We start from the raw sequence: 13,454 nt of genomic DNA, 5'->3' as shown, positions 1-13,454 counted from the left end.
CCTGCGAAGGTTCGTGAAGCCTTGCGAAGGTTCGCGAGGCCTTGCGGAGGGCGGCGGGCCGACCGGGGTGAGCGATCGATCGACGTCGTCCGAGTTGACTAGCCAACTTCGCTGACGGCAGTAAGTACGCCGGAGTCCGGTGACGGGAAGGTGAACGGACGGCCCAGCGCCGGGGTCGGGTGCGGGAACGGTGGAATCCGGCCATCGGAGCGTGATCCGTTCGGTGCGATGCTTCGAAGGCGCAGCGGAGTAAGGTCGGGCTGTCCGCGCCGGTACGGCTGCGCAGGACACCGCCCCAGGAGGGACATTGACTGACGTGGCAACTGAGCCCCAGCGCCCCGAGGGCCCCCCGGCCGCGGACGGGAGCCCGGCGGCCGGAGCCCCCTCGGCGGCCGGGGAGTCCCCGGCGGAGCGCCCCGGCGCGCTGTACCGGAAGGTGGCCGCCGACCTGCGCGAGGCGATCACCACCGGCGCGTACGGCGAGGCCGGCCGGCTGCCCGCCGAGGGCGCGCTGGCCGAGCAGTACGGCGTCTCCCGCGGCACCGTCCGCCAGGCGCTCGCGGTGCTGCGCTCCGACGGACTGGTCACCTCCCGCCGCGGCACCCGCCGGGTGGTCCTCGGCGGCGCCCGGGTGCAGAGCTTCTCCGAACTGCTCAGCTTCACGCACTGGGCGTACTCGATGGGCGAGGAGCCCGGCGGCATCCTCGACTCGCTGGTGCGCCGCCCGGCCGACGCCGCCGAACGCGAGCAACTGCGCCTGGAGCAGGGCGCCGAGGTGTACGTCATCGTCCGGCTGCGGACGCTCTCCGGCACGCCGGTGATGGTCGAGCGCACCGTCTACCCGCCGCGGGTCGGCGAGATCGTCGCCGAGCTGCCGCCGGACGTGGTCTCGCACACCGAAGTGCTGCGCGAGCACGGCATCCTGTTCACCGACGCCGACCACACCATCGACATCGTCCCGGCCAACGGTGAGGACGCCCGGCTGCTCGGCTGCCGCCGGGGCGGTCCGCTGCTGCGCGAGCGGCGCCGCACGACCGACCCGACGGGCACGCCGGTGGAGTGGTCCCAGGACCGCTACCTGCCCGGGACGGTGGCGTTCAGCGTGCACAACTCCCTGGCCACGTCGGCACTTTCGCGGCACGCGCGGGAGCTGGACTGAGCCCAGCCGGCTACCGCATGAGCGCGGCGAGCAGCGGGCGGTAGTGCGCGAAGCCGGGCGTCGGGGCGCCGGCCTCCTTCGCCTGCTCGTCCCAGCGCCGCACCGCCACCGCGTCCCGCGCGCCCGGGAGTTCGGCGAAGGCGGCGGCCTGCTGCTCGTCCATCGGGCCGCCCTGGACGGTCAGGGTGTACTCGGAGGCCGCGGAGAGCCGCTCCCGGTAGCCGGGCTCGACCGCGCACAGGTAGCGCTTGGCGGCCACGTGCAGCCGGACCGGCTCGGTGACCTCCGGGCCGAACCAGCCCGCCAGCCAGTCGGCCCCGGAGTCGCTGTGGCGGTTGTCCTGACCCTGCATCAGATCCGTTCCGTGCAGGGCCCCGTGGAAGTGGCCGACGTCGTGCAGCAGCGCGGCGGCGACCAGGTGGTCGGGCGCCCCGGCCGCTTCGGCGGCAGCGGCGGCCTGGAGCATGTGCTCGGCCATGGTGACCTCCTCGCCCAGGTACTCCGCGGCGCCCTCGCCGGCGAACAGCGCGGCGATCGTGTCCAGGGCGGCGGCGCGGCGGCGCAGCACGGCGAGGGTGGAGGAGAGCGAGTCGAGGTCGGCGTAGCAGCCCTGGAGGTGCCGGTGGCCGTCCTGCTGGAAGGCCGTCCGGGCGTGCAGCAGGCGGGTGTTGTCGAAGACCAGGCAGTCGCCGGGGCCGAGGCGGAAGGTGAGCTGGAGCTCGGGGCGCAGGGTGATCTCGGCGAAGCGGCGGTAGGCGGCGTAGAAGGCGTCCAGGCCCGATCCGCGCAGGGTGCCGGTCGAGCGGTTGTTGAACCGGACCTCGCGGATCCGCCCCTTCGGGTCCAGGTCGATCAGCGGGCGGTCGGCCCGGAGCTCGGTGCGGCGGTCGCGGAAGACGAACGGGACGGGCGTGCGGGTGAGGACCTCGAAGGCCTCCGGCGCCTCGTCCCGGAGGACCGCCGCGGCCTTGAAGCCGTCCACCAGTCCGGAGTCGCCGCCGGTCGCCGAGTTCTCCAGGCAGTGCAGCAGCTGGAGGGTCGGCACCGGGTCCCGGTACGGGTTGTCGGTGTGCGGGGCGATGGCGACGCTGGTGAAGGCGAGGTTGTTGGGGGACGGTTCGACCCGGACGTCGAACAGCTCCCCGTAGTTGGTGACCCGCACGTACCCGAAGCTCTCCGCCACCCGCAGCACCTGCCGCTCGACGGTCGGCACCCCGCGCAGCACGGCGAAGCCGCTGTCCCGTACGGCGGCCAGCACCGCGGCCTGCTCGGCCGGGTCGGTCAGGTAGGCCTCCCACGACGCCCCGGGGAGGCCGGGCGCGAAGTCCGCCGCCGTCCAGAGCCGCTTGCCCCGCTCGGTGCGCCCGTCGCCCTCGTCCGTCCCGTCCAGCCACTCCCGCGGGTACCGCGACCGGTGCCCGTCCGACCAGAGCACCTCCAGGTGCCCGTCGGCCTCCGTGCTCGCGGCGACCGCCAGGTCCGGCGGCAGCTCGTGGATCTGGAACAGCTTCTGTCCGTTGCGCGGGTCCCGGCACTCGGCGCACGGGCAGTTGTCGCGCAGCCAGTACGGCGGCAGCTCGGTCATCGGTCTTCTCCTCGGCGGCACTACGGCTGTCGTGTCGGCCAAAGTTGTATAGCCAACTTCGGCCCTGCCGGGAGCCTGCCCGCCCTCGGTGATTTCCACGTGCCCGGCGGGTGAACGCCACGGGAACTGTGCCCGGTGGGCCGTCCCGGAAAGTCCTTGCACGTGATGGTCCGGACCTGCTCCAATCTGCGCGTGCATGAAGCCGATACCGCCCCGCCCGCCGTCCCCGCCGCGCCCGTGCCGGACGGCGTCCACGCCGAATCCGTGGTGGACGAGGCCCCCGCCGGCCCGCTCCCGCGTTCCCGCCGCAGGTTCTGGCTGGGCGTCACCGGTGTCGCCGTCCTCGGAGCGGCGGTCTTCGGCGTCGCCTTCGCGGACAACTTCGCCGCCCTCGGCGCGTACGGGTACCGCGCGCCGGATTCCTTCGACGGGATGCGACTGCGCCCGGAGGTCTCCCGGGCCAAGCAGTCCACCAGTCTGGGCGGGCACTCCGGTGTCACGAGCACCGGCTACCAGGACCCCGCCGACAGTCGGGGGGCCGTCGTCATGGTCTACGAGAAGCACATCTTCCTGCCCTCCTCGGAGCTCGACGACGTCGTCGCCGCCCAGGACACCGAGGAGGTGACCCTCACCGGCCTGCGCGACGTCGAGCCCGGCGAGCGGGGCGGGGCCATGAAGTGCGGCCTCGGGAACACCCTGGGCAAGCCCGTCGCCGTCTGCGCCTGGGCCGACGGCAGCATGTGGGGCGTCTACGTGGAGTGGGTGCCGGGCCGGGCGCTCTCCGTCGACGCCGTCGCCGCCCGTACCCGCGAGTTCCGCAGGACGGCCGAAGTTCCGTCCTGAGCCGCCCGGCCGCCGCCTCCGGCGGGCTGTTCGGGTGAGGGGGTGCGGGGCGCCGCGCGTTTCGGTGGGGGAGGGGTGGGGGCTGCGGCACTGTCGGGGTGGATTTGTCCCGATATATGAGAGGTGCGAGCAATGGCCCATTCCTCCTCCAATCCGCCCGGCTCGGGGCACACCGCGCTGCGGCGCGAGGTCGGCGTCATCGGACTGCTCTGGGCCTCGGTCGGGGCGATCATCGGCTCCGGCTGGCTGTTCGGGGCGCAGAAGGCGGCGGTGGCGGCCGGGCCGGCGGCGCTGGTGTCCTGGGGCGTCGGCGCGGTGGCGATCATCCTGCTGGCGCTGGTGCACGCCGAACTGGGCGGGCTGTTCCCGGTGGCGGGCGGCACGGCGCGCTACCCGCACTACGCCTTCGGCGGGTTCGCCGGGATGTCCTTCGGCTGGTTCACCTGGCTGCAGGCCGCGACCATCGCGCCGATCGAGGTGCAGGCGATGATCAACTACGCCCAGCACTGGAGCTGGGCGGACGGCCTGCTGAACAAGGACCTGACGCTGACCGGCTGGGGGTTCGTCGTCGCGGCCCTGCTGCTCGGGGTCTTCGTCGCGGTCAACTTCCTCGGCGTGCGGCTGCTCGCGCACACCAACAGCGCGGCCACCGTGTGGAAGGTCGCCATCCCGGTGCTGACCATCATCACGCTCGGCCTCACCGAGTTCCACGGCTCCAACTTCACCGTCCACGGCTTCGCCCCGGACGGGGCCAAGGGCGTGCTCGCCGCGATCAGCAGCAGCGGGGTGATCTTCGCGCTGCTCGGCTTCGAGCAGGCCATCCAGTGGGCGGGCGAGAGCCGCAACCCGCGCCGGGACATCCCGCGCGCCGTGCTCGGCTCGGTGGTGATCGGCACGGTCGTCTACGTGATGCTCCAGGTGGTGTTCATCGGCGCGCTGCCGCCGGAGACCTTCGCCAAGGGCTGGACCACGCTCGACTACCCCGGGATCAGCGGACCGTTCGCCGGCCTGGCGACCCTGATCGGCCTGGGCTGGCTGGCCACCGTGCTGTTCATCGACGCGGTCGTCTCACCGGCCGGCACCGGGCTGGTCTACATCACCTCCAGCTCCCGGGTCACCTACGGCCTGAGCCGCAACGGCTACGCCCCGCAGGCGCTGCAGTCCACCGACAAGCGCGCGGTGCCCTGGCTCGGCCTGCTGATCGCCTGGGTGGCCGGGGTGATCTGCTTCCTGCCCTTCCCGAGCTGGCAGCGGCTGGTCGGCTTCATCACCTCGGCGGTGGTGCTGATGTACGCGGGCGCCCCGCTGGCCTTCGGGGTGCTGCGCAAGCGGCTGCCGGGGATGGAGCGCTCGTACCACCTGCCCGGCGGCTCGGTGGTCTCGCCGCTGGCCTTCGTGGTGGCGAGCCTGGTCATCTACTGGTCCGGCTGGGACACCCTGTGGCGGCTCGGCCTGGCGATCGTGATCGGCTACCTGCTGCTCGGCGGGTATTCCTGGTACGCGCGCTCGAAGGGGATGCCGAACGCGCCCCGGATGGACTTCCGGGCCGGGCAGTGGCTGCCGGTCTACCTGCTCGGCATGGGCGTGGTCTCCTGGCAGGGCACCTTCGGCGCGGGCGCGCAGGGGAACCTGCCGCTGTGGTGGGACATCGCCGTCGTGGTGGTGTTCTCGCTGGTCGTCTACTACTGGGCGCTGGCGATCGCGCTGCCGGCGGAGGAGATCGAGCGGAACATCCGCGGCGTCGAGGTGGTGGACGTCAACGGGCACTGACGGCCGGGTACGGCGGCGGCCCCGGGAGCTGTTCCCGGGGCCGCCGCCGTGCGCGGGTCGGGCCGTGACGGTCGCCGTGCGTGCGTCGGGTCGCGACGGTCGCCGTGCGCGCGTCAGGCCGCGACGGTCGCGTTCCAGGCGGCCTCGGCGGCGGCCAGGGCGGGCGCCGGGTCGGCCGAGGTGGCGGCGGCGAGGCCGGTGAGGCAGGCGCGGACGGTGTCCAGCGAGGCGGCCCGCCCGTAGTGGTTGACCCGCAGCATCGAACCGGCCAGCGCGCCGCCGCCCGGCTGGACCGGCAGGGCCGGGTCGAGGCGGGCGGCGAGGGCGGTCGCGTCGACGCCGTCCGGGGTGCGCAGGGTGGTGGCGACCGGGGCCGCGTGGGCGTCCTCGACGACGTACGGGGCCAGGGTGCCGAGCGCGCGGACGCCGGCCCGGGTGGCGGCCGAGGCGGCGCGGTGCCGGGCGATCACGGCGGGCAGGCCGTCGGCGGCGATCCGGTCCAGGCAGGCGCCGAGCGCGAGCATCTCCAACTGGGCCGGGGCGTGCGGCAGTACGGCGCGGCCGGCGTCGGTCCAGCGCTCCTTCCAGTCCAGCAGCGAGAGGTAGGAGCGGCGCGGGGCGGCCGGGTTGGCGGCGATCCGCGCCCAGGCGCGCTCGGAGACGGACACGGCGGAGACGCCGGCCGGGCCGCCCATCGCCTTCTGGCCGCCGATGACGCACAGGTCGACGCCCCACTCGTCGGTGAGCACGGGCTCGGCGGCGACGGAGGCCACCGCGTCGAGCATCAGCAGCGCGCCGTGCTCGCGGACCACGGCGCCGATCTCGGCGACCGGGTTGGTGTTGCCGGTGGCGGCCTCGGCGTGCACCAGGGAGACGAAGTCGATCTCCGGGTTCGCCTCCAGGGCCGCGGCGACCTGCTCGGCGCTCACCGCGCTGTCGAAGGGCACGGCCAGGTCGACGACCTTCGCCCCGCAGGAGCGCAGCCAGTTGCCGAAGGTCTGCCCGTACGGGCCGGTGACGACGTTGAGGGCGGTCGAGCCGGGGTGCGCGGCGCCGCGGATCGCGGCCTCCAGGGGGAGCAGCGCCTCGCCCTGGGTGACGATCACGTCGGCCCCGGTGTGCAGCAGGGCGGCCACCTGGTCCTCGATCGCCGCGAACTCGGCGGCGCTGAGCGGGGGCAGGTCGAGGAAGGGGCTCACGTCGGTATCGCCTTTCGCGGGGTTTCGCGGGGTTTCGCGGGAGTCGCGCGGGGGCCGCGCGGGGGTCGTGCGGGGGTCGTGCGGGGTGGGGGTGCGGAAACGAGTCTGCCGCATTGTGACTGCTTACACGGAACCCGCCCGTCGGTAGAGTGCGGCCATGAGCGATGGCGCGGTGCTGCACGTGCGGGGTCGGGTGCTGGTCGGTCCGCAGGACGTCCGGGACGAACTCTGGGTGGTGGACGGCCGGGTGAGCTTCACCCGCCCGCCGACCGCCGGGGACGTCCGGACGGTGACCGGCTGGGTGCTGCCCGGCCTGGTGGACGCGCACTGCCACGTCGGCCTGGACGCGCACGGCGCGGTGGACGCCGAGACCAGCGAGAAGCAGGCGCTCACCGACCGGGACGCCGGCACCCTGCTGATCCGCGACGCCGGCTCGGCCGCCGACACCCGGTGGATCGACGACCGCGAGGACCTGCCCCGGATCATCCGGGCCGGGCGGCACATCGCCCGCACCCGCCGCTACATCCGCAACTACGCGCACGAGATCGAGCCCGGCGACCTGGCCGCCTACGTCCGGGCCGAGGCCCGGCGCGGGGACGGCTGGGTGAAGCTGGTCGGCGACTGGATCGACCGCGACCGCGGCGACCTCGCCGCCTGCTGGCCCGGCGACGCGCTGGCCGAGGCGATCGCGGCGGCGCACGAGGAGGGCGCCCGGGTCACCGCGCACTGCTTCTCCGCCGAGTCGCTGCCGGACCTGCTGGCGGCCGGGATCGACTGCGTCGAGCACGCCACCGGCCTGACCGAGGAGCTGATCCCGGTCTTCGCCGAGCGCGGGGTGGCGATCGTGCCGACCCTGGTCAACATCGCCACCTTCCCGGACCTCGCGGCCGGCGGCGAGGCCAAGTTCCCGGCCTGGTCGGCGCACATGCGGCGGCTGCACGAGCGCCGGTACGCCACGGTGGGCGCCGCGCACGACGCGGGCATCCCGGTGTTCGTCGGCACCGACGCGGGCGGCTCGCTGGCGCACGGGCTGGTCGCGGAGGAGGTGGCGGAGCTGGTGAAGGCGGGGCTGAGCCCGGCCGAGGCGCTGTCGGCGGCGAGCTGGGGAGCGCGCGCGTGGCTGGGGCGGCCGGGGCTGGAGGAGGGCGCGCCGGCGGACTTCGTGGTGTACGCGCAGGACCCGCGGGCGGACGTCCGGGTGCTCGCGGACCCGCGGCTGGTGGTGCTGCGGGGGCGGCCGGTCGGGTAGCCGCGCCGGGGTTCCGCCGGCCCGCCTGGCCCTCTCGATCACATGATCATCCGCTGAAAGCCGTGTCGGTGTAGGCCGATAGGGTGGCGACCATGGCACCGCGTCCACTGAACGAGATCGTCGAGCCCGGCTGGGCCACCGCCCTGGAACCCGTCGCCGGACGGGTCGCCGCGATGGGCGACTTCCTGCGCTCCGAGCTGACCGCAGGCCGTACCTACCTGCCCTCCGGCCCGAACGTGCTGCGCGCCTTCCAGCAGCCCTTCGCCGACGTGCGGGTGCTGATCGTCGGGCAGGACCCGTACCCGACCCCCGGCCACGCCGTCGGGCTCAGCTTCTCGGTGGCGCCGGAGGTGCGGCCGATCCCGGCGAGCCTGATCAACATCTACCGGGAGTACGGCACCGACCTGGGCCTGCCGGAGCCGTCCAACGGGGACCTCACCCCGTGGACGAACCAGGGCGTGCTGCTGCTCAACCGGGTGCTCACCGTCCAGCCGCGCAAGAGCGGCGGGCATCGGGGCAAGGGCTGGGAGGCGGTCACCGAGCAGGCGATCCGGGCGCTGGTGGCGCGCGGCGGCCCGCTGGTGGCGATCCTGTGGGGGAGCGACGCCCGCAACCTGCGGCCGCTGCTGGGCAACGTCCCGTCGGTGGAGTCGGTCCACCCCAGCCCGATGTCGGCCGACCGCGGCTTCTTCGGCTCGCGGCCGTTCAGCCGGGCCAACGAGCTGCTGGTGCGGCAGGGGGCGCAGCCGGTGGACTGGCGGCTGCCCTAGGGCCTGTCGTCGAACTCGCGTCTGCGGGGCGCCGCTCCCCCAGCCTTCGGCCGGGAGGTACCCCCAGGGCACAAGCGCACCTCGCCGCGTTGTCGTCGGTCGCCAATGGCCCCCAGCCTTCGGCCGGGAGGTGCCCCCACCGCAGTGGCTCCCTCCTCCGCCTTGCGATGCACGCACCCCGACGCCGCCCCGCCCACCCTCCGGGCGGACGACGGGAGTTCGACGACAGGCCCTAGCAGAGATGGGTCAGCGCAGAACGCCAATCTCACTCCAACGGGTGAAATGACGTTCTGTGTTACTCATGTGACGGATTGTTCGAGAAGACTGGCGGCTCATCGTTTCATCTGTGTGGGGGTACCGCCTTGTCTTCTCGCCCGTCTTCGGCCTCGTCTTCGCGCCCGTCCGCTTGCCCGTCCGCTCGCCGAATCGTTTCCGCCGCCGCGGCCACCGCCGTGGTGGCGAGCTCCCTGCTCACCGCCGCGCCCGTCCAGGCGGCCGAGCCCGCCCCGTCGTCGCCCGGTAAGGCGCGCGCCGTCACCGCCGAACTCGACCTGGACGTCAGCCTGTTGAACAAGGCGGTGGACGTCCCGGTGAACATCGCGCTGAACAAGGTGGAGTCGCCGGCGCAGCGCGACGGCTCGATCCTGACCGCCACGGTGGCCGGGGTGGACCAGACGGGCCCGGTCACCCTGGTCAAGGCGGACGTCGGCAAGTCGGTCACCCGCGTCGACGCCAAGGGCGCCACCGCCTCCGTCAAGCTGGTCAACGCCGACGTGCACGCCCCCGGCCTGCCCGCCACCGCGCTGCTCGGCCTGGAGGCGATGAGCGCCGAGGCCAGCTGTCCGGTGGACGGGCAGCCCACCGCCGACGTGGTCGCGCCGCTCAAGCTCAGCGTGCTCGGCAAGCCGGTCACCGTCGGCCTGTACGGGCCGACCAAGGTGGACGTGCCGCTGGTCGGCAGCGTCTCGGTGGAGTTCTCCAAGAAGACCGTCACCACGACCACCGCCGCCGCCTCCGCCCTGGAGGTGCAGGTGGAGGTGAACCCGCTCAACCTGAACGTCGCCAAGGTCACCGGGAAGGTCACCGTCGCCTCGGTGAGCTGCGAGAAGCCCTCCGGGCCGGCGGCCACCCCGTCCGGCCCGGCCACCCAGAGCGCCGCGCCCACCAGCGCGCCCGCCGTCGAGCCGGTCGCCGACACCACCGCCTCGCGCACCCCCGTTCCGCAGGCCGCGGTGGAGAAGCCGGAGAAGTCGGAGAAGCTGGCCGCCACCGGCGGCAGCAGCGCCACCGGCCCGCTGGCCGCGGGGGCCGCGGCCCTGGTCGCGGGCGGGGCGGCCGCGCTGTGGGCCACCCGGCGCCGTCGCGCCGCGCACGCCCGCCGGCACTGACCGGGCGGCGGTACTGACCGCCCGCCGGCACTGACCGCCCGCCGGCGCTGACCGTCCGCCGGTACTGACCGTGTGGCTCCGCTGACCACGGGGTGGCGCTGGTCATGCGTCGTCACTGAGCGCACCGGCGTCGTCACTCATGGCACCCGGAACGGCGGGAGTGTCGCCCCCGGCACTCCCGCACCGTGACCGTGCCAATGCGGACGGTTGGTTCACCTGCGCGTTACACAAGAGGAACAACCGGGAAACGGCGGCTTGCGACGCTACGCGGGCACCCACCACCCAGCAATGCGAGGGACACGCAGTGGCAATCAAGGCCGAGTACATCTGGATCGACGGCACCAAGCCGACCGCGAAGCTCCGTTCCAAGACTCGCGTCCTGCCCAACGCCGACAAGATCCCGACCTGGGGCTTCGACGGTTCCTCGACCAGCCAGGCCGAGGGCCACGCCTCGGACCGCGTGCTGGACCCGGTGCGGGTGACGCCGGACCCGATCCGCGGCGGCGACAACATCCTGGTCCTCTGCGAGGTCCTGGAGACGGACGGCACCCCGCACGTCTCCAACACCCGCGCCCTGCTGCGCGAGGTCGCCGAGAAGTACGCCTCGCAGGAGTCGATCTTCGGCATCGAGCAGGAGTACACCTTCTTCAAGGGCTCCCGCCCGCTCGGCTTCCCGGAGGGCGGCTTCCCGGCCCCGCAGGGCGGCTACTACTGCGGCGTCGGCGCCGAGGAGGTCTTCGGCCGCGAGATCGTCGAGCTGCACCTGGACCGCTGCATCGACGCCGGCCTGGCCATCTGCGGCATCAACGCCGAGGTCATGCCCGGCCAGTGGGAGTTCCAGATCGGCCCGGTCGACGCGCTGACCGTCTCGGACGACATGTGGATCGCCCGCTACCTGCTGTACCGCACCGCCGAGGAGTTCGGCATCGACGCCACCCTCGACGCCAAGCCGGCCCGCGGTGACTGGAACGGTGCGGGCGCCCACACCAACTTCTCCACCAAGGCGATGCGCGAGGGCTACGACGCCATCATCACCGCCTGCGAGTCGCTCGGCACCTCGCAGGAGAAGGTGCTGGAGCACGTCAACCAGTACGGCCACGACATCCAGTCGCGCCTCACGGGCAAGCACGAGACCGCCCCGTGGAACGTCTACAGCTACGGCGTCTCCGACCGCGGCGCCTCGGTGCGCATCCCGTGGCAGGTCGAGGTGGACAAGAAGGGCTACATCGAGGACCGTCGCCCGAACGCCAACGTCGACCCCTACGTCGTCACCCGGCTCCTGATCAACACCTGCTGCGAGGCCCTGGAGAAGGCCGGCCAGGTCTGATCCGCCGCGTCTCCTGAGCAGTCCGCCGGGCCTCCCCTCCATGTGAGGGGAGGCCCGGCGGCGTTCCGGTCGGCTCCGCGAAATCGGCGGACCAGCCGTTGAACTCGGCCGAGCGGGGCTCCCGTTGCTACCGGAGAGGGCCCGACGGGCGGGCGCCGGGAAGCGCTCGCGCGCCGACCGGTCGCCGCCCGCGGCCCGAACCGTTCACTCAGGAGCGTTCATGAAGAAGATCCAGGCGGCCCTCGTCTCCGCCGCCGCCCTCGCGGGCATCGGGCTGGCCGCGGCTGCGGCTCCCGCCTCGGCAGCCGGCGGGACCACCGCCACCACGCCGGGCGTGCCGATCACGGTGCCGGGCGTTCCCTCGCCGGGTGCGCCGACCACGGTGCCGGGCGCTCCCAGGCCGGGCGTGCCGATCACGCCGGGCAAGCCGGCCGGGCCGGGTGTGGCGCAGGGCCTCGCCGTCGAGCCGGCCGGTTCCGGGAGCACCCCCGTGCCGGGTGTCACGACCTGCAGCGACCGACTGTTCGGCGGCACGTTCTACTGCGGCGGCAGCTACGGCAGCGGGGCGACCTTCTTCGACTTCCGGGACGGCACCCGCCTGATCCTGGTGATCGGCACCAACCACGCGGTGTACACGCGGTCGACCATCGCCAACTCCACCAAGCTGACCGATTGGAAGTCCCTCGGCGGCACCATGGCCGGCAAGGTCGAGATCACCGCGGCGACCATGGGCGGCGCCTTCCGCATCGACGTGCCCGGCGCCGACGGCCGGACCTGGTCCCGGGCCCGGGACACCAACGGCAGCTGGACCGGCTGGACGGCGCGGTAGCGAGCCGGTTCCGGCCGGGTCTTGATCGGGGTGGGGCGGTCCCGGAGAATCGGGCCATGACTGCTCCGGACCGCCCCCTCCTCGTGCGCCGTCTGCACGTGGACCTGGGGCGGGTGTGGGCGGACGGGTGTCGCGGTCGGCGGGTTCCGTCAACCGACCGCAGGCAGTACCGGCCCCAGGAGTGTGTCCGTCCATGGCTCTCACCTTCCACTGGTTCCTCCCCACCAACGGCGACAGCCGGCTGATCGTCGGTGGCGGGCACGGCTCCACGCCCGGCACGGCCGGCTCGGACCGGCCGCCGAGCGTCGGCTACCTCGGCCAGATCGCCCGCAGCGCCGAGCAGTTGGGCTTCGAGGGGGTGCTGACGCCGACCGGGGCCTGGTGCGAGGACGCCTGGCTGACCACCGCGATGCTCAGCCAGGTGACCGAGCGGCTGAAGTACCTGGTGGCGTTCCGGCCCGGGCAGATCAGCCCGACGCTGGCCGCGCAGATGGCCGCCACCTACCAGCGGCAGTCCGGCGGGCGGCTGCTGCTCAACGTGGTGACCGGCGGGGAGTCCGCCGAGCAGCGCGCCTACGGGGACTTCCTGGACAAGGACGCCCGGTACGCGCGGACCGGGGAGTTCCTGGGCATCACCCGGCGGCTCTGGGCGGGGGAGACGGTCGACCACCACGGGCCGCACCTGCGGGTCGAGGGGGCGCGGCTGAACCGGCTGCCGGACCCGGTCCCGGCGGTGTACTTCGGCGGCTCCTCCCCGGCCGCCGGCGACGTCGCCGCCGAGCACGCGGACGTCTACCTGACCTGGGGCGAACCGCCCGCCCAGGTCCGGGAGAAGATCCGCTGGATCCGCGGCCTGGCCGCCGCCCGGGGCCGGACCGTACGGTTCGGCATCCGGCTGCACGTGATCACCCGGGACACCGCCGCCCAGGCCTGGGCGGAGACCGAACGGCTGCTCGCCGCGATGGACCCGGAGCGGGTGCGGGAGACCCAGCGGGCGCTCGCCCGGAGCGAGTCGGAGGGCCAGCGGCGGATGCTCGCGCTGCACGGCGGCTCGGCGCAGCGGCTGGAGGTGTACCCCGGACTGTGGGCCGGCATCGGGCTGCTGCGCGGCGGCGCCGGGACGGCGCTGGTGGGCAGCCACCGGGAGGTCGCGGACCTGATCTGCGAGTACCACGGGCTGGGCGTCGACGAGTTCGTGCTGAGCGGGATGCCGCACCTGGAGGAGGCGTACTGGTTCGGCGAGGGCGTGCTCCCGCTGCTCGCCGCCCGCAACCTGTGGTCCCGCCCGTAGCGGGCGCCCGCTCCGCGCGTCGACCCGCAAACCGCTGGTCAAGC

The 13,454-nt window shown here is 73.7% G+C and carries 11 protein-coding genes; 9 read left to right on the top strand and 2 right to left on the bottom strand.

All coding sequences use genetic code 11. The features are described from left to right. The first annotated feature begins 316 nt into the window (after window positions 1–316). Window positions 317–1,159: a GntR family transcriptional regulator gene (locus ACFVXH_RS20585; RefSeq protein ID WP_380779248.1), complete on the top strand. Its 843-nt coding sequence runs from the start codon at window positions 317–319 to the stop codon at window positions 1,157–1,159. Window positions 1,160–1,169: 10 nt separating this feature from the next. Here the strand turns inward: ACFVXH_RS20585 and ACFVXH_RS20580 are convergent, their stop codons facing one another. After that, a complete protein-coding gene (locus tag ACFVXH_RS20580; RefSeq protein WP_380779246.1) occupies window positions 1,170–2,744 on the bottom strand; it encodes a phosphonate degradation HD-domain oxygenase in 1,575 nt (524 codons plus the stop codon). 192 nt (window positions 2,745–2,936) lie between these two features. Here ACFVXH_RS20580 and ACFVXH_RS20575 point away from each other — a divergent pair, with 192 nt between their 5' ends. Continuing rightward, window positions 2,937–3,587, top strand: coding sequence for a hypothetical protein (locus ACFVXH_RS20575; RefSeq protein WP_387825791.1), 651 nt, complete (start codon window positions 2,937–2,939; stop codon window positions 3,585–3,587). A 132-nt stretch (window positions 3,588–3,719) separates the two neighbouring features. Then, entirely contained in the window at window positions 3,720–5,357 is a 1,638-nt protein-coding gene (locus ACFVXH_RS20570) for an APC family permease (protein ID WP_049657940.1), read from the top strand. 113 nt (window positions 5,358–5,470) lie between these two features. Here ACFVXH_RS20570 and ACFVXH_RS20565 read toward each other — a convergent pair whose 3' ends face one another. Beyond that, window positions 5,471–6,556, bottom strand: coding sequence for an alanine--glyoxylate aminotransferase family protein (locus ACFVXH_RS20565; RefSeq protein ID WP_117490014.1), 1,086 nt, complete (start codon window positions 6,554–6,556; stop codon window positions 5,471–5,473). A gap of 157 nt (window positions 6,557–6,713) precedes the next feature. Between ACFVXH_RS20565 and ACFVXH_RS20560 the strand changes: the two genes are divergently transcribed. The 6 genes from ACFVXH_RS20560 to ACFVXH_RS20535 all read left to right on the top strand — a co-directional run bounded on the left by ACFVXH_RS20560 (window position 6,714) and on the right by ACFVXH_RS20535 (window position 13,410). Next, a complete protein-coding gene (locus ACFVXH_RS20560) occupies window positions 6,714–7,805 on the top strand; it encodes an amidohydrolase family protein (protein WP_074001643.1) in 1,092 nt (363 codons plus the stop codon). A 92-nt stretch (window positions 7,806–7,897) separates the two neighbouring features. Further along, the gene (locus tag ACFVXH_RS20555) at window positions 7,898–8,575 is read left to right on the top strand and encodes a uracil-DNA glycosylase (protein ID WP_049659571.1); all 678 of its coding nucleotides are present in this window, start codon (window positions 7,898–7,900) and stop codon (window positions 8,573–8,575) included. Window positions 8,576–8,886: 311 nt separating this feature from the next. Continuing rightward, window positions 8,887–9,963, top strand: a complete 1,077-nt coding sequence (locus tag ACFVXH_RS20550; RefSeq protein WP_387825786.1) for an SCO1860 family LAETG-anchored protein — start codon at window positions 8,887–8,889, stop codon at window positions 9,961–9,963. Between the two features lie 304 nt (window positions 9,964–10,267). Beyond that, a complete protein-coding gene (gene glnII, locus ACFVXH_RS20545) occupies window positions 10,268–11,290 on the top strand; it encodes a glutamine synthetase (protein WP_074001642.1) in 1,023 nt (340 codons plus the stop codon). Window positions 11,291–11,510: 220 nt separating this feature from the next. Then, the gene (locus tag ACFVXH_RS20540; RefSeq protein ID WP_074001641.1) at window positions 11,511–12,119 is read left to right on the top strand and encodes a hypothetical protein; all 609 of its coding nucleotides are present in this window, start codon (window positions 11,511–11,513) and stop codon (window positions 12,117–12,119) included. Window positions 12,120–12,312: 193 nt separating this feature from the next. After that, window positions 12,313–13,410, top strand: a complete 1,098-nt coding sequence (locus ACFVXH_RS20535) for an LLM class flavin-dependent oxidoreductase (protein ID WP_117490022.1) — start codon at window positions 12,313–12,315, stop codon at window positions 13,408–13,410. Window positions 13,411–13,454 lie beyond the last annotated feature (44 nt).

This window comes from Kitasatospora sp. NPDC058184, assembly GCF_042883725.1.
GTDB lineage: Bacteria > Actinomycetota > Actinomycetes > Streptomycetales > Streptomycetaceae > Kitasatospora.
This window is presented reverse-complemented; position numbering and strand designations above follow the sequence as displayed.

Coding starts and splice junctions, on each gene's coding strand:
- ACFVXH_RS20535 (WP_117490022.1), top strand. CDS start 12,313: ATGGCTCTCACCTTCCACTGGTTCCTCCCCACCAACGGCGACAGCCGG.
- ACFVXH_RS20570 (WP_049657940.1), top strand. CDS start 3,720: ATGGCCCATTCCTCCTCCAATCCGCCCGGCTCGGGGCACACCGCGCTG.
- ACFVXH_RS20540 (WP_074001641.1), top strand. CDS start 11,511: ATGAAGAAGATCCAGGCGGCCCTCGTCTCCGCCGCCGCCCTCGCGGGC.
- ACFVXH_RS20555 (WP_049659571.1), top strand. CDS start 7,898: ATGGCACCGCGTCCACTGAACGAGATCGTCGAGCCCGGCTGGGCCACC.
- ACFVXH_RS20580 (WP_380779246.1), bottom strand. CDS start 2,744: ATGACCGAGCTGCCGCCGTACTGGCTGCGCGACAACTGCCCGTGCGCC.
- ACFVXH_RS20560 (WP_074001643.1), top strand. CDS start 6,714: ATGAGCGATGGCGCGGTGCTGCACGTGCGGGGTCGGGTGCTGGTCGGT.